The sequence below is a fragment of the Microcystis sp. BLCC-F210 genome (assembly GCF_042134685.1).
Taxonomy (GTDB): Bacteria; Cyanobacteriota; Cyanobacteriia; order Cyanobacteriales; family Microcystaceae; genus Microcystis; species Microcystis aeruginosa_D.
The window spans coordinates 1,664,428-1,677,896 of the sequence record NZ_CP169647.1 but is presented as its reverse complement, the minus strand read 5'-3'; the positions used below and the strand labels follow the sequence as shown (position 1 = coordinate 1,677,896).

General features: G+C 41.4%; 18 protein-coding genes and 2 pseudogenes. 8 read left to right on the top strand and 12 right to left on the bottom strand.

Features of this window, described 5'->3' with window-relative positions; genetic code table 11:
• Positions 1-8: 8 nt before the first annotated feature.
• On the bottom strand, positions 9-1,607 hold the full coding sequence (gene gpmI, locus ACE3JL_RS08050) for a 2,3-bisphosphoglycerate-independent phosphoglycerate mutase (protein ID WP_375329233.1): 1,599 nt from the start codon (positions 1,605-1,607) through the stop codon (positions 9-11).
• Between the two features lie 106 nt (positions 1,608-1,713).
• Between gpmI and ACE3JL_RS08045 the strand changes: the two genes are divergently transcribed.
• Positions 1,714-2,691, top strand: coding sequence for a phosphate ABC transporter substrate-binding protein (locus ACE3JL_RS08045; RefSeq protein WP_375329232.1), 978 nt, complete (start codon positions 1,714-1,716; stop codon positions 2,689-2,691).
• 67 nt (positions 2,692-2,758) lie between these two features.
• Here ACE3JL_RS08045 and ACE3JL_RS08040 read toward each other — a convergent pair whose 3' ends face one another.
• Positions 2,759-2,905, bottom strand: a complete 147-nt coding sequence (locus tag ACE3JL_RS08040; protein WP_155726675.1) for a hypothetical protein — start codon at positions 2,903-2,905, stop codon at positions 2,759-2,761.
• Between the two features lie 73 nt (positions 2,906-2,978).
• Here ACE3JL_RS08040 and ACE3JL_RS08035 point away from each other — a divergent pair, with 73 nt between their 5' ends.
• The 3 genes from ACE3JL_RS08035 (at position 2,979) to ACE3JL_RS08025 (ending at position 5,371) form a co-directional block, all read left to right on the top strand.
• The gene (locus ACE3JL_RS08035; protein ID WP_375329231.1) at positions 2,979-3,455 is read left to right on the top strand and encodes a hypothetical protein; all 477 of its coding nucleotides are present in this window, start codon (positions 2,979-2,981) and stop codon (positions 3,453-3,455) included.
• 18 nt (positions 3,456-3,473) lie between these two features.
• Positions 3,474-4,922, top strand: coding sequence for a GUN4 domain-containing protein (locus tag ACE3JL_RS08030; RefSeq protein WP_375329230.1), 1,449 nt, complete (start codon positions 3,474-3,476; stop codon positions 4,920-4,922).
• 236 nt (positions 4,923-5,158) lie between these two features.
• Positions 5,159-5,371, top strand: a complete 213-nt coding sequence (locus tag ACE3JL_RS08025) for a type II toxin-antitoxin system HicB family antitoxin (RefSeq protein WP_002765615.1) — start codon at positions 5,159-5,161, stop codon at positions 5,369-5,371.
• A 168-nt stretch (positions 5,372-5,539) separates the two neighbouring features.
• On the opposite strand, the gene ACE3JL_RS08020 is transcribed toward ACE3JL_RS08025, so the two are convergent.
• On the bottom strand, positions 5,540-5,821 hold the full coding sequence (locus ACE3JL_RS08020) for a BrnA antitoxin family protein (protein ID WP_375329229.1): 282 nt from the start codon (positions 5,819-5,821) through the stop codon (positions 5,540-5,542).
• Positions 5,808-6,086: a BrnT family toxin gene (locus ACE3JL_RS08015; RefSeq protein ID WP_043998011.1), complete on the bottom strand. Its 279-nt coding sequence runs from the start codon at positions 6,084-6,086 to the stop codon at positions 5,808-5,810. The genes ACE3JL_RS08020 and ACE3JL_RS08015 overlap by 14 nt, the downstream gene beginning before the upstream one ends.
• Before the next feature lie 430 nt (positions 6,087-6,516).
• Here ACE3JL_RS08015 and ACE3JL_RS08010 point away from each other — a divergent pair, with 430 nt between their 5' ends.
• Positions 6,517-7,323: an MlaE family lipid ABC transporter permease subunit gene (locus ACE3JL_RS08010; protein WP_271989569.1), complete on the top strand. Its 807-nt coding sequence runs from the start codon at positions 6,517-6,519 to the stop codon at positions 7,321-7,323.
• A 6-nt stretch (positions 7,324-7,329) separates the two neighbouring features.
• Here ACE3JL_RS08010 and ACE3JL_RS08005 read toward each other — a convergent pair.
• The 8 genes and pseudogenes from ACE3JL_RS08005 to ACE3JL_RS07970 form a co-directional block, all read right to left on the bottom strand.
• A pseudogene (locus ACE3JL_RS08005) lies at positions 7,330-7,584 on the bottom strand (DUF4351 domain-containing protein); the annotation flags it as partial.
• A gap of 33 nt (positions 7,585-7,617) precedes the next feature.
• Complete coding sequence (locus ACE3JL_RS08000) at positions 7,618-7,959, bottom strand: hypothetical protein (protein WP_185238151.1); 342 nt, start codon at positions 7,957-7,959, stop codon at positions 7,618-7,620.
• A gap of 49 nt (positions 7,960-8,008) precedes the next feature.
• Positions 8,009-8,824 (bottom strand): Rpn family recombination-promoting nuclease/putative transposase, encoded by an 816-nt coding sequence (locus ACE3JL_RS07995; RefSeq protein ID WP_375329228.1) that lies wholly within the window; start codon positions 8,822-8,824, stop codon positions 8,009-8,011.
• Positions 8,825-8,840: 16 nt separating this feature from the next.
• On the bottom strand, positions 8,841-9,413 hold the full coding sequence (locus ACE3JL_RS07990; protein ID WP_185238150.1) for a Uma2 family endonuclease: 573 nt from the start codon (positions 9,411-9,413) through the stop codon (positions 8,841-8,843).
• Positions 9,414-9,459: 46 nt separating this feature from the next.
• Positions 9,460-10,473, bottom strand: coding sequence for a WD40 repeat domain-containing protein (locus ACE3JL_RS07985; RefSeq protein WP_375329227.1), 1,014 nt, complete (start codon positions 10,471-10,473; stop codon positions 9,460-9,462).
• A 117-nt stretch (positions 10,474-10,590) separates the two neighbouring features.
• A complete protein-coding gene (locus ACE3JL_RS07980) occupies positions 10,591-10,992 on the bottom strand; it encodes a retropepsin-like aspartic protease (RefSeq protein ID WP_371413478.1) in 402 nt (133 codons plus the stop codon).
• Positions 10,978-11,214 (bottom strand): annotated as a pseudogene (locus ACE3JL_RS07975) (DUF5678 domain-containing protein); the annotation flags it as partial. The pseudogene ACE3JL_RS07975 and the gene ACE3JL_RS07980, both read right to left, overlap by 15 nt.
• A 7-nt stretch (positions 11,215-11,221) precedes the next feature.
• A complete protein-coding gene (locus ACE3JL_RS07970; RefSeq protein WP_375329226.1) occupies positions 11,222-11,653 on the bottom strand; it encodes a DUF29 family protein in 432 nt (143 codons plus the stop codon).
• Positions 11,654-12,025: 372 nt separating this feature from the next.
• On the opposite strand from ACE3JL_RS07970, the gene ACE3JL_RS07965 reads away from it, so the two are divergent.
• The 3 genes from ACE3JL_RS07965 (at position 12,026) to ACE3JL_RS07955 (ending at position 13,451) form a co-directional block, all read left to right on the top strand.
• A complete protein-coding gene (locus ACE3JL_RS07965) occupies positions 12,026-12,616 on the top strand; it encodes a choice-of-anchor C family protein (RefSeq protein WP_375329225.1) in 591 nt (196 codons plus the stop codon).
• 146 nt (positions 12,617-12,762) lie between these two features.
• Complete coding sequence (locus tag ACE3JL_RS07960) at positions 12,763-13,095, top strand: DUF433 domain-containing protein (RefSeq protein WP_002750711.1); 333 nt, start codon at positions 12,763-12,765, stop codon at positions 13,093-13,095.
• Positions 13,092-13,451, top strand: coding sequence for a DUF5615 family PIN-like protein (locus tag ACE3JL_RS07955; RefSeq protein ID WP_103113049.1), 360 nt, complete (start codon positions 13,092-13,094; stop codon positions 13,449-13,451). The genes ACE3JL_RS07960 and ACE3JL_RS07955 overlap by 4 nt, the downstream gene beginning before the upstream one ends.
• Positions 13,452-13,469: the final 18 nt, after the last annotated feature.

Here is a 13,469-nt window from a genome sequence, read left to right as displayed (position 1 = left end):
TTTACTCGTTAAAGCGAGATTCGGACGGGAGTGCGACTGGCTTTAATTTCCACTTCGGCCGGTTTAATCAGCGATCGCCCGGTCATTTCTACTGGGACGGGAATAGCGAGAATTTCCAGGATAGTGGGGGCAATATCAGCTAAACGACCATCATCCCGCAGCTGCACATCGCCACCGTGGCCGGGTATTTTTCTCCCTTCCCCTTCAATTAAAATTAAAGGAACGGGATTAGTCGTGTGGGCAGTCCAAGGATTACCCGACTCATCCACCATCGTTTCCGCGTTACCGTGGTCGGCAGTGATTAACACTGTTCCCCCCAATTTATTGATGCTACTTAACAACTTAGCCAAGCATAGATCCACCGTTTCCACTGCTTTCATGGCCGCGTCTAAAATGCCCGTATGACCCACCATATCAGGGTTAGCGTAATTGACCACCACAAGACTATAGATCCCCTGTTCAATCGCCCCACAGACCGCTGCTGTCACCGTGGCCGCCGACATAGCCGGTGCTTGGTCATAGGTGGCGACTTTCGGACTGGGAATTAATTCGCGCACTTCTCCCTCAAAAGGTTTTTCTAATCCCCCATTAAAAAAGTAGGTGACGTGGGGATACTTTTCGGTTTCTGCACAACGAAACTGTTTTAATCCCTGTTGAGCGATCACCTGTCCTAAAATATTATTTAAATTCTGGGGAGCAAAGGCCACATCTACCGGTAATTTCGGATCGTATTGGGTAAAAGTGACAAAACTGAGGGGAGAAATTAAATCTCGATCGAAATCTTCAAAATCGGGCATAGTCAGGGCATAACACAACTGTCTGGCTCGATCGGGACGGAAATTATAGAATATCACCCCATCGCCCGCTTCGATCGCCCCGGGTGCAATTCTGGTGGGGGGAATAAATTCATCGGTAATATTTTGATCATAAAATGCCTGTAATACTTCAGTGATCGATCGCCCGTCGATACCTTGATCACTGGTCATCACGTTATAGGCTTTTTCCACCCGATCCCATCGGCGATCCCGATCCATGGCATAATAACGGCCACTGAGAGTCACCATGCGACCGAGATTGATTTTATTAATATGTTCTTGAATTCTTTTAATAGCGAGCATTCCGTCGGTGACATTGGTATCGCGACCATCGGTGATGACATGAATGCAGACATCGCTAATCCCTTGCACTTTCGCTAAGTCTAATAATCCCAGTAAGTGATCGAGATGGGAATGGACTCCCCCCTCAGAACACAAACCAATCAGGTGTAATTTGCTTTTTTTAGGGCTAATCTCGTCGCAGAGTTTTAATAAAGCCTGATTTTGTTGAATCGAACCATCTTCGATCGCATCGGAAATCCGTACTAATTCCTGTGGTACAACTCGCCCCGCTCCGATATTGAGGTGGCCAACTTCCGAGTTACCCATCTGTCCTTCCGGTAGTCCCACATCCTTAGCGGAGGTGCGGATTAAGGTGTGGGGATAAACTTCCCAGAGACTATCCATAATCGGGGTTTTCGCCATTGCGATCGCATTATCCGACCTTTGCGGGCGATAACCCCAACCATCAAGGATAACCAGTACGACTGGGGATATAGGTGCGTGGGTCATGATATACAGTCCTAAATTAAGAGTGGATTTCCATGCACTAAGATAATATCATCGAAACTTCCATTGATCACCGGTGTCGGGGCGATCGACCCCCTAATGTCAGCAAATGATGGGTATGTCTCAAAAAAACGAAACAACTGCTTTAATAATCGCTCTTTTAGCCACTGCGGGCATTTTAGGTGGGGGTTACTTCTGGCTACAAAGTCAATGTGCCGCAGGTCAAGAATTCTTTTTCTGTGGCAGCGGTAAAAGTCCGCAAAAATCCCCCACATCGGAAAGTGCCTCCTCTCCCCTACCCCCTCCCCCTTCCCCCCAGGAAGTGGTTAGTTTTGTCCCACCGACTTCTATCCCCAGTGGCACGACAATTCGCATTAACGGCGCTACCAGTATGGTACAGATTAATCAAGCCTTAAAAGCCGCTTTAACGGCCAAATTTCAGGGGGTAGAGGTCTTGACAAATGCTCAAGGATCTGATAGAGGATTAGAGGAATTGGCCCGGGGGGCGATCGATATTGCGGCGGTGTCACGACCTTTAACCGAGTCAGAACGCTCTCAGGGATTGGCTTCTAGTCCGATCGTTCGAGATGCGATCGCTATTGTGGTGGGAGTAAAAAACCCCTTTGCGGGGGGGTTAACCACTACCCAAGTTAAAGATATTTTTACCGGAAAAATCACCTCTTGGTCGGAGGTGGGCGGTTCTGCAGCTACTATTCAAGTGATTAATCGTCCCCCTATTAGTGGCACTTATCAAAGTTTTCGTCAGGAAGTGCTGCAAGGGGGAGAATTTGGTACGGGAACTAATTTTCAAATGATGGAGAGGGATGCCACCACCCCGATTTTGCGAGTTTTAGGACTGAATGGCATTAGTTACGCAACCTATGGCCAAATCGCCAACCAAAAAACCGTCAGAGCGCTCGCTGTGGACGGAATTTCAGCCAGTGAACCTAATTATCCCTGGCAGCGTACCCTTTACTACGTTTACAAAGAACCTGCTAGTGAAGCGGTCAAAGCTTTTATGGGTTTTGTGGCCTCTAGTGATGGTCAAGAAGCGATTTTTCGGGCCAATGAAGACCTACAAAGGTAGTTAGCGAGAATATCTGAAAATCTGGGAAATTTTACGCCTTGCATGACTAGGGTGAGCATTGCCTATTTTACCGTGGAGACGGGGAAGCATTGAGAATGGTTAGCTGAACACCATTATCTTTTTCATAAACGATCGCCACGGGAATGGTCAACCGGGGAGCCTTTTTCGGTAGATATGAAATTAGAAATTTCTCAGGTGAGACGAATGGAGTCATAAATTAAGTTATTCATTCCCATCGGCGATTCTACTGTTAAAATCAGAAAAAAGACGAGCTTAAGGTGGTATTGATGTCTATCATTAAACGGCGCAAATTTTTGGTTGGCTTGGTTTTGAGCCTTTTTTTCCATCGATTCTCAAACCAAAGCGTTTCAGCGCAGGAAAGTCAATCAGTCAACATTCAGTGGCGCGTTCCCGCAGAACAGGTGAACACTGTTCGGGAAGAATTGAACTTTGAAGGGCAAGTTATTCCAGACAAGTCAACGATAACAGATGATCGGGGATTACCCGTTATTTATATTTTAATTGGGGCAGTTGCTTTGGGGCAGATTGCCACAACTTTATTAGAAATTTATAAAGATACTAAATATGGAGGAGTTATTGTCCGTAAAAACAAAAAAGGAGAATTGTTAATCGAAAACAATGCAAATTTAGAACGAGGGACAATTATTATCGATCAAGGTAATGAAGTCAAGATAATTTTTAGAGAAAAAAACGATCCAAAGGCAACCGAACTCATCCAAGCACTAACCCCATTAATAAAATGATGTGGAAGGAGTAAGGTAATGAAAAAGGCTTTTTGGGGATGTTTGGCATTAACGGGAATAACAGCTAGTCTTGTTGGTATAAAAATAGCACAAGCTCAGCGTAATTCCTTGATCGTAAAAGATGCTAATGGGAAAGAAGTTATTGTTTATCAAGAAAGCCATGCTTTAGTTATTTGGGCTGGAGATTATAAAAATTGGGGAAAATTAAATAACCTTCAATATGAAGCGAAAGAGGTCGTAACGGCACTACAAAAACAAGGATTTCAGGTTAGAGAAATTCCCAATCCCAATCGAACTAAATTGAGTAATGGGATCAAGGATTTTATCGATGATTATGGTTATCGACAGAATAATCGTCTAGTGATTTTTTTTGCAGGGCATGGTTACACTCGTCAGCAGACCAAAGGATATTTAGTTCCCGTTGATGCACCCGATCCGATTGTTGATGAACAGGGCTTTCTGAAAGCGGCATTGTCAATGGAACAGATTAATTCTTGGGCAACTCAAATGGAAGCAAAGCACGTTTTATTTGTGTTTGATAGTTGCTTCTCGGGAACGATTTTTAAACAAAGATCTAATGGAGACGATGCGGGAAATGCTTATATCCGAGATGTGATGAATAAACCCGTGAGGCAATTTTTAACGGCTGGTGATGCGAATGAAAAAGTTCCTGCAAAAAGTGTATTTACGCCGCTATTTTTGAGAGCATTAGAAGGGGAGGCTGATTATACAAAAGATGGGTATGTAACGGGAAGTGAATTAGGTCTTTATTTGACGCAACATCTTCCCAATTTAACAAGGGGAAATCAACATCCTCAATTTGGGACGATTCTAGATGTTAACTTAAATCGGGGAGATATTGTTTTTCGCTCATCTATAGCCGTAGTATCCCCCCAACCCAGTCCATCACCTCCCGTGCTTACGCCACCGAAACCAACACCATCAAATCCGCCCACCGAACCGCAACCGCCCCTCATCTCGAGGTCAACAGGAGTGAATTATACCAGTCTGCGAGACCTACTAGCAGCAAGGAAATGGAAAGAGGCAGATCACGAAACCGAGGGACTACTGCTTAGGGCAGCAGGAGCAATAGAAAAAGGTTATTTAGATATGCAAGATATTAATAACTTTCCCTGCAATGATTTAGATATAATTGACCAGCTTTGGGTTGATTATTCTAGAAAAAAGTTTGGAATTAGTGTTCAAAAGCAAATTTGGCTGAAAATGGCTAATGAAATTGGACTACAAAACCTTGATGAAATTTTTGCAGAACGAGTTGGCTGGAAGATAAAGAATGGTAAATATTTGGAATATCATCAACTAACGTTTAAAGAAAATGCTCCTACAGGACATCTTCCAGGATGGCGACTTCTGCCTTGGTGGTATCTAGTGAGTGCTCCTAGTAACGCAGGTAATCCTCTTTCTTGGATGTTCGCACGCCTTGGAACTTGTCGATCTTCACCTTAACTCACAGCAAAAGCTTTGGCTCTTCGTTACTCTTTATGCTAAATCAACAGACAAGATGCCAAGATAACATACTTCTAACCCAAAAATTCCGAAAGTAGTAGTAGGTTGGGTTGAGGCACGAAACCCAACACAAAGCCTATAATTGTTGGGTTTCACTCTGTTCAACCCAACCTACATAACTTATCAAATCAAACAAATTCGTAATCTAATTTTAAAATATAAATTAGGAAGGAAAGATGAAAATTCGCTATGAATTAATTATTTATTGGAGTGAGGAAGATCAAGCTTTTATTGTTGAAGTTCCAGAATTAGCAGGATGTATGGCAGATGGAGAAACCTATCAAGAAGCTGTACAAAATGCTGAACTTGTTATTCAAGAATGGATTGAAACTGCCAAACAACTAGAACGAATCATTCCTGAACCAAAAGGACGACTATTATTTACCTAATGATAAAGTTTCTCTCGCTGCGACTTGTGAATCGTAGCATATAAGGTGTTTCGGAGTTTTTGCAAAATCCGACATTTGAGGTTGAATTTAGGCAAACACTACAATTGATATTGTAATCATTGCCATTTATAACCGCTTCTTGAGGTTCTTTACTCGGCAGATAATCGGCTATTGCGATTGATGTTTGACGTAGGTTCGTAATACATCATTAATTAGGTCGTGATAGCTCTTTTCTTGAGCATGATTCCTAAACCACTCAAGGATTTCTGAATCCAACCTGATACTAATTTGCTCTGTTTTTGGATTTGGTTTGACCAGTTTAGCATTCTTGAAAAATTCATCATCTAGGGGAGGAATATCTGAATAATCAATATTCTCATCGGACATTTGCATAAATTTCTCTTGTCGCTCTTTAAGAGGCATATCAAGGGAAAATTCAGGGTTGCTCATAGCGTTTTCTCTCCCGTTCATTGGCTTTTCTGGCTGATATGAGACGAATGCTTTGAGTGTGAATAACTACGATGATCACTTTCTTTTCTTGGGTGGCAAGCGTTATTTTCCCTATTGAAACAAATCTCGTTTCCCCATAGTTGCATCGGGTATCCTCAAAGGTCAGGATAGAAGGATCAGCGAATATAGCGATCGCTTCCTCGAAACTGATACCGTGTTTGATGAGATTGCTTTGGTTTTTATTGTTGTCCCAGTCGAAGACCATATCATCAATATATACATTTTTGTGCGTACAAGATCAAAGCATCTGATCAATCGCTTTTTCTGGGAATGAAAAGTAATTCATTGATCTATTCGGCTCTTCTGGTTTCTGTGTGGAAACGAGGTCTATACTAGAGTTCTTCCATAATTAATTTTTGAGAGGGCAAAAATGAGAAAAATAGGCATAAAATTGGCTAAAATCACTAAATAGAGCATTTAATTGATTAATGCTCATTCTTAATTTTCCTGACTCCGAGACTACTGGCTCCGTTCGGCTGAGCTCACGGCCGAAGCCTTACTCCTCACCTAACGGAAGATTTTTGATTTCTGCCAGAGGTCTAGTACAAAAATTCTGCACTATCCATAGCATGGGAATGGGAGTTAGAAGACAAAACAGGATAGACTTTTCTCTAGTCCGATCGATTTTGAGGGTCATGAAGGATTTATTGGCAATTTTTAGCAAGGAATTAAGCTCTTGGTTTCGGCGCTGTTGGTTAGCGATACTCTTAACCGGCAGGGTTTTTTACTTCCTATTCACACGCAAACCCGATTGGCGCGTCACTCAAGAACAAATGGTGGCAGCTGGGCCCGCCTCGCTGATTATCGCCATGATCACGGCTGCGGTGATCGGGATGATCTTTACTATCCAAGTGGCCCGGGAGTTCCAAGCTTTGGGTGCTGGCAGTATGGTGGGGGGAATTTTGGCCCTTGCTCTCGGTCGGGAACTCTGTCCGATTATGATGGCGATCGTGGTAGCCGGTCGAGTAGGATCGGCTTTTGCGGCGGAAATCGGCACCATGAAGGTGACAGAGCAGATCGACGCACTCTATATGCTCAAAACCGATCCCGTGGAATATCTGGTGCTGCCTCGTTTAATTGCCTGTTGTCTGATGGTTCCCGCTTTGAGTATTATGGCGTTGCTGATCGGTTTAGGTAGCGGTTTGCTGGTCGGCCAAAGTTTATACGGGATTGCTAATTCCGTTTTTCTCGACTCGGTTCGCGGTTTCCTGCGCGTGGGAGATGTGCTGAGTGGACCAGTTAAAGGGGTGGTTTTTGGGGCTTTAATCGCGATTATCGGCTGTAATTGGGGTTTAACGACCGATGGCGGTGCTAAGGGAGTCGGCCAAGCTACGACCGCGGCCGTAGTCACTATGCTCTTAGCGATTTTTGTATCTAATCTGCTGATGACTTGGATCTTGTTCCAAGGATCTGGCAATAGTTCGGTTTTATTTGGACAGTAATTTTAGTTAAAAACGCTCATTTTCTAGCCATTGTTCTAAATCATCTACTGACTGAAAATCTAATAAAGCTTCTCCTAAGTTTTCTAAATTTTCTAGAGAAAGACTTTGGATATTGGCGGATAATTCGGCAGAAATTTCACCTATACGCCGATTTAATTGACGTAGAAGCAAGTTGACGGCTCCTTCTTGTCTTCCTTCCCCTTTGATTTCCTGATAGATGACAGATTCCTTCATAATATCTTTCCTCAACAATTGTTGAATATTGATTATCCCTAGGTTGAGATTAAATTATCTCTAATATCCATCGGGGAAATATTTAGCAAGACAAGCGGAACAAATTCCTGCTTTGCTAAAATCATCTCCATAGTCTTGTACGTTAGCTGATGCTTGACGACAGCAGGAACAAATTTGAAATATCGTTGCTATCGTTCTCTGTTCTTCCACATCGTCAAAATCAGAAAAACACTCATTACTGAGAATTTCGCCGATATTGACATCGCAAAGGAATGATTCTTTAATTATGTCCAAAACTATAGACTGTTGTTCTTCAAAACTTAGGGACTGAAACGCCTTATTTTTCAAATACAATCGACCTAACATTGCATTGACGGCATAACTAGCTTGATGATCTGACATAATGATAATAGAGGGAATTAATAGAATAAAAATAACCGCAGTAAATTAGTTAAAAACGCTCATTTTCTAGCCATTGTTCTAAATCCTCTACTGACTGAAAATCTAATAAAGCTTCTCCTAAGTTTTCTAAATTTTCTAGGGAAAGACTTTGGATATTGGCGGATAATTCGGCAGAAATGCCACCTATACGCCGATTTAATAGACGTAAAACCAGGTTAGCCTCTCCTTCTTGTCTTCCTTCCCCTTTGATTTCCTGATAGATGACAGATTCTTTCATAATATCTTTCCTCAACAATTGTTGAATGATGTCTTTGTTTAATACTAATCCGGCGAGAATTGCGGTGGAGGCAGCCAGATTGCTTTGTTCTCGACTGTCGCTGATTTGTTCGATTTTTTGGGCGATTTGCCGCAGTAAATTCTCTTGCTCCTCAGCTTGACCTAGTATAGCAAAGGGCAATAGTCCAGGTGCTTGCAATAAGGATTGATAGGGTTGTTCCCATAGTCTAATCACCTCAAATTGATGATAAGTTTTTCCCTGTTGATAGTCATTCTGTCTGACTAGGGGTAAGGTACTTCTCCTTAGATAAATCACTACCTGATAGATAGGTTTGCCTTGATAGCGTCGATAGAGTCTTGTGGCATAATCGAGCATTCTATAGGGAATATCCTCTTTAGGGTCGGTTTGGAACTCAATATGTAAGATTAATTCTTCTGACTCTAAAAAGATTAAACTATCGGCTCTTATCGGCTCCAATGACAACTCTGAGGGTTTAATTTCGGTTAAATCTAAAGGTTTACCTAATAACCAAGTGGCTAAATCTCTCGAATATTCCAGGGCGATAAATTTACAAGTAGAATCATACATTAGTCTTGACTATATTTTACTCAAAAATAGAGATAAATAGACTAAAGCCTGGTAAGACATCCTCTCCGCTTAAATTAGCGGGTAGTTCCATAATTTCTACGGGTTGCTGAGGACGATAAATTTCCACCTGTTGTTGTTGAGGATTAACTAGCCAACCTAATCGCAAACCACTGTGGAGATATTCCTGCATTTTAGCTTGAATTTCCGGGAGGGAATCGCTACGGGAGCGCAGTTCAATGACGAAATCGGGACAAATAGGCGGAAATTTCTCCTGTTCTTCTCGACTGAGAGCTTGCCAACGAGTTAAACTCACCCAAGCGGCATCGGGAGCGCGATATCCGCCTTTCGGTAAACGAAAAATCGTCGCCGAACTAAAGACTTTACCCAATCGGGTTTGACGATTCCAGATACCTAAGTCAATGATAAAATCGGCTTCTCGGTTGCCGCTAATTCCCCCAACAGGTGGCATCACAATTAATTCTCCCTGAACGTTTCTTTCCAGCTGCCAATCTGGGTTAACTTGACAGAGACGGTAAAACTGCTCATCGCTGAGATTGACTGTATCTAAGTTTAAAATCACTGCTGCCATAGCTATATTTCGCCCTAGAAAACACTCTAGTCTTAATTATAGTCAATTAGATTCCCCGCCACATTGCGATCGCACCGTCCCGATCTCCAGTGACTAACCAACGACCATCTCGACTGGCAACCATTCTTAAGATGACGTTTCCCTTGAGAGTATTCAAATGCCGACGGGTATTAACATCCCAAAATTTAACGGTTCCATCCCCGGAAGTGCTGGCCAAAACTTTACCCCCATCCAGCAGGGCCATATCGGTAACAGCGTCGTTATGGGCGAGAATAGTAGTGGTGCCGATGCCGCTTTTCACTTGCCAACCACGGATCGAACCGTCTTGACTAGCAGTACCGGCGGTATTACCATCCTTAGAAAAAAGCACCCGATAAACCGGGAATAAATTACCCGCATAGGCACGAATAAAGCGACCGGTACTCACTTTCCACAGTTTAACGAAGCCATCGTAATCGGCGCTAACAATTCCTTTACCATCGGGACTAAATGCGATCGCTTGAATCGGATGATTATGACCGCGCAGGGTTTTTAACAGTGTACCCGTCTGAAAATCCCAGAGTTTAACAGTACGATCCCAGCTACCCGTGGCCAAAATTTTGCCATCGGGAGAAATAGCGGCATCAGTAACGAGAAAAGCATGGCCAGGATAGCTCATTTCTAATTTTCCCGTGCGCGTATTCCAGCGTTGCACTTTTCCCCCGGCATCGGCAGTTACGAAACTCTCACCATCGGGACTAAATTGGATAGCGTTAACAGTATCTCCTAGCTGCCAAGTCCTGAGAGGTTTTTGGGTTTTTAGGTCCCATTCCCTAACAGTGCCGTCAAAACTACCACTCAGCAGCCTGGAGTTATCGGGACTAATAGCTAAAGCATAGATGGGATCCTGATCGGCTTTTAAAATAGTAACCCGTTCGACGGTCTGCCAAGGAACGATTTCTGCTAGGGGAGGTGCTTGCGGAGTGGTGGTTTTGCCTTTTTCCTGATTGACTGCACAACCACCGGATAGCAAGAGCAGCAATAATAAAGATAATGTCGGTTGATAAAGGGTTATTTTCATAGAATTTTGCCGTTGTCTGTCAAATTAGATGATAATCCAGGATTTGGGTTCATTGGAATTGAATTCTACTTTAAGCCCGATTTACCAGAGACTATTTTACTGGATAAATCGTTAAATTTAATTATCTCGCCATGAAAAAATAATTGTTTCTTCTGCTTGTCTAAATTCAATGTTAAATTTATCAAAAACCACTTCTCTTCCTAATAATAATTGTTCTGTATCTATGGGCATTTGTAGCCAAGCAACAGGAGCAATTAGTTGATGATTATCAATCGTTATTTCTAGATTACGCAATACATATTCTACATTACCGCCAATGGTTTCAGCGACTAAAGTTGACTCTGCATCTGCTAGTTGATAACCTAAATCTTGACCGATTTTATAAGAAATTAGGCTAACTTCTGCACCAGAATCGACTAACATTATTGTCTTTATTTCAATTTGGTTATGTTTTAACTTTACCAAATAGCTTGGTTGCCAATTATGACGAACAACGGAGCGAAATTGAACTGGTAAAATTTGAATAGAATAACGACAACGAGGAACAAGATAAATGACAAATTCTTGATTGGTTGTGTTAGCTTCTTCCAGAACATTCTGTAAATTTTCACCGTGAGCAATCACTCCTTTTTCATTATAGGCAATGTATTGATTTTTATACAAATCAAGCACGGTGTCACGATTTTTGTTTAACCAACGTAACATTTCTTGGGCTTGTTCTTGAGAGATTGAGTCTGTCATAATCTTTCTAAGGAGAGACGGTTTTGATTAAAATAAAAGCATCGCTAATCAGTTTGTTTTTGTCAATTATAGCTTCTATTTGCTCCGATTGATAACAAGCTGCTTCGACTTCTAGAGAAGCGGCATCCAAAGCATTAAGATAAGCATCGTTTAAAGTGTCTGTTAATTCCTCATCACTTAAATAATATCCTGCCGCTTTTCGGCGTTTATTGTGGCGTTGAATTTCTCGGACACTATTGCGAATGGAGACATCCCAAGAACGAGTGGTTCGGTTTTCTGCCTGTTGTTTAATTAAATGTAGTAATAAGATAACAGCATAAGTACGAATAGTGGTAATAATACCATTTTTGCCCATATCTTCAAGGTTTTCTAGAATCGCCAGTGAACCTTTAATATCACCTTTTAAGAGCAAAGCTTTTAATTCTAAAAGTTCTTCCATAATCCAATTTCTTCCCCCAAATACCCCTTAATTATATCTGGCCACAAGTCTCTCGGATATCCCAGGTTTATTGGGTAAAATGTATTCTAAGATACATTCTTGCGGGCGAGTGAGTGGAACGAACCACAGAGACACAAAGGACACAAAGATCGATCGCTATTATATAAGCAAAAATTGTCACACAAAGTCGAGAAGAGCCAAAAAGTTAATCATTTTTTCATTTATTTTATAAGCTTTTCTCTGCTATGATGAAGCCGTTCTTGTAAAAGTCGAGTTTTTAGTCATGGCTCAAAGATTAGAAAAACTAATTGATTTTCGGGGGGGGGTAAGCACAGCTTATTAAAACTCTCAATTGCTTCCTCTGTCTTGGCGGTGAGTGCTTTGATAGTCACCCCTGTACAAGCAGCAAATTTGGTTCAAAATGGCAGTTTTGAGACGGCTAACGTCAACCCTGGTGCTTCTTTTATAGGACTTGGTGCTGGTTCCACAGCAATTACAGGATGGACGGTTAGCCAAGGATCAATCGATTACATAGGTGCATTATGGCAAGCTTCTAATGGTTCTAGAAGTCTGGACTTATCTGGAGAGAATGCTGGTGGAATTAAGCAAACCTTTAACACAACTGTCGGTAAGACTTATCGGGTGACTTTTGATCTGGCGGGTAATCCCAACACAAGTCCTACTATTAAACAGATGAGGATTAGTGCGGCAGGAAGTTCTGCTAATTTTTCTTTTGATATAACAGGAAAAAGCACTACAAATATGGGATGGCTATCAAAATCTTGGGATTTTACCGCTAACAGTACAACCACTACCCTTGAGTTTATCAGTTTAACTAATAGCTTTGCTGGTCCTGCGTTGGATAATGTCTCAGTGATAGCTGTTCCCGAACCTTCATCAATGCTAGGATTATTGAGTTTAGGAGTATTAGGAATTGGTTCTGCTTTAAAACGTCAATCTTAATCTCTTTTTATCTTTTTAACCCATCTAAACTAGGTGGGTTAAATTGAATATTCAGATAGGCTTAAAATCGGTGAATAATTTGAATTTTGCGGCACATTTTTAATAATATGCTAGGATAGTATTGATGTTTTAGGAGGTAACAACCTATGCAGTTAGAAGATTATTTTGAATTTGTAGCAGTAGATAATATTCAATTAAAAGGACATCGTATTGGCATTGAGGACGTACTGAAATACTATCGACAAGGTTATAGTCCTCAAGAAATTCTCCAAGAATTACCAACTCTAAATTTAGAAAAAATTTATGCCACTTTGACCTATTATTATCACAATCAAGCACAAATCGATCTCTATCTTGTCAAGCTAGAAAGACAACGGGAACAACATTATCAACAGTGGCTAGAAACATCATCTCCTTTAATTGATCGTTTAAGAAAAGCAAAAATTAAAAAGGAGCAGGAGTATTTACAAAAAGCATGAAAATTCGGTTTTTGCTGGATGAAAATTTATCTCCTAAGCTAAAAATAGCGGTTCAACGTATCAATTCTACTATAGATATTTTGCGAGTTGGTGATGCGGATGCACCTCTTTTAGGGACACTTGATCCTAATTTATTGCAATATTTAGAATTATCCCAGAGACTGTTAATCACTGACAATAGAAGTACCATACCCAATCATTTAAAAGATCATTGGAACACGGGAGGTCACACTTGGGGAATTATTTGGTTACGCCCTAGCGGTACAATTAGTCAATGGGCTGAATCAATGATTTTAATCTGGGAATTAACAGAAGCTGAAGAATGGATTGATCGCTTAGATTGGATTCCTTTATGAGGAACTAAGGTGATTTTT

Excerpts from the sequence above, each read along its gene's own strand:
- gpmI (WP_375329233.1), bottom strand. The coding sequence starts at position 1,607 with ATGACCCACGCACCTATATCCCCAGTCGTACTGGTTATCCTTGATGGT.
- ACE3JL_RS08045 (WP_375329232.1), top strand. The coding sequence starts at position 1,714 with ATGATGGGTATGTCTCAAAAAAACGAAACAACTGCTTTAATAATCGCT.
- ACE3JL_RS08040 (WP_155726675.1), bottom strand. The coding sequence starts at position 2,905 with ATGACTCCATTCGTCTCACCTGAGAAATTTCTAATTTCATATCTACCG.
- ACE3JL_RS08035 (WP_375329231.1), top strand. The coding sequence starts at position 2,979 with ATGTCTATCATTAAACGGCGCAAATTTTTGGTTGGCTTGGTTTTGAGC.
- ACE3JL_RS08030 (WP_375329230.1), top strand. The coding sequence starts at position 3,474 with ATGAAAAAGGCTTTTTGGGGATGTTTGGCATTAACGGGAATAACAGCT.
- ACE3JL_RS08025 (WP_002765615.1), top strand. The coding sequence starts at position 5,159 with ATGAAAATTCGCTATGAATTAATTATTTATTGGAGTGAGGAAGATCAA.
- ACE3JL_RS08020 (WP_375329229.1), bottom strand. The coding sequence starts at position 5,821 with ATGAGCAACCCTGAATTTTCCCTTGATATGCCTCTTAAAGAGCGACAA.
- ACE3JL_RS08015 (WP_043998011.1), bottom strand. The coding sequence starts at position 6,086 with ATGGTCTTCGACTGGGACAACAATAAAAACCAAAGCAATCTCATCAAA.
- ACE3JL_RS08010 (WP_271989569.1), top strand. The coding sequence starts at position 6,517 with ATGAAGGATTTATTGGCAATTTTTAGCAAGGAATTAAGCTCTTGGTTT.
- ACE3JL_RS08000 (WP_185238151.1), bottom strand. The coding sequence starts at position 7,959 with ATGTCAGATCATCAAGCTAGTTATGCCGTCAATGCAATGTTAGGTCGA.
- ACE3JL_RS07995 (WP_375329228.1), bottom strand. The coding sequence starts at position 8,824 with ATGTATGATTCTACTTGTAAATTTATCGCCCTGGAATATTCGAGAGAT.
- ACE3JL_RS07990 (WP_185238150.1), bottom strand. The coding sequence starts at position 9,413 with ATGGCAGCAGTGATTTTAAACTTAGATACAGTCAATCTCAGCGATGAG.
- ACE3JL_RS07985 (WP_375329227.1), bottom strand. The coding sequence starts at position 10,473 with ATGAAAATAACCCTTTATCAACCGACATTATCTTTATTATTGCTGCTC.
- ACE3JL_RS07970 (WP_375329226.1), bottom strand. The coding sequence starts at position 11,653 with ATGGAAGAACTTTTAGAATTAAAAGCTTTGCTCTTAAAAGGTGATATT.
- ACE3JL_RS07960 (WP_002750711.1), top strand. The coding sequence starts at position 12,763 with ATGCAGTTAGAAGATTATTTTGAATTTGTAGCAGTAGATAATATTCAA.
- ACE3JL_RS07955 (WP_103113049.1), top strand. The coding sequence starts at position 13,092 with ATGAAAATTCGGTTTTTGCTGGATGAAAATTTATCTCCTAAGCTAAAA.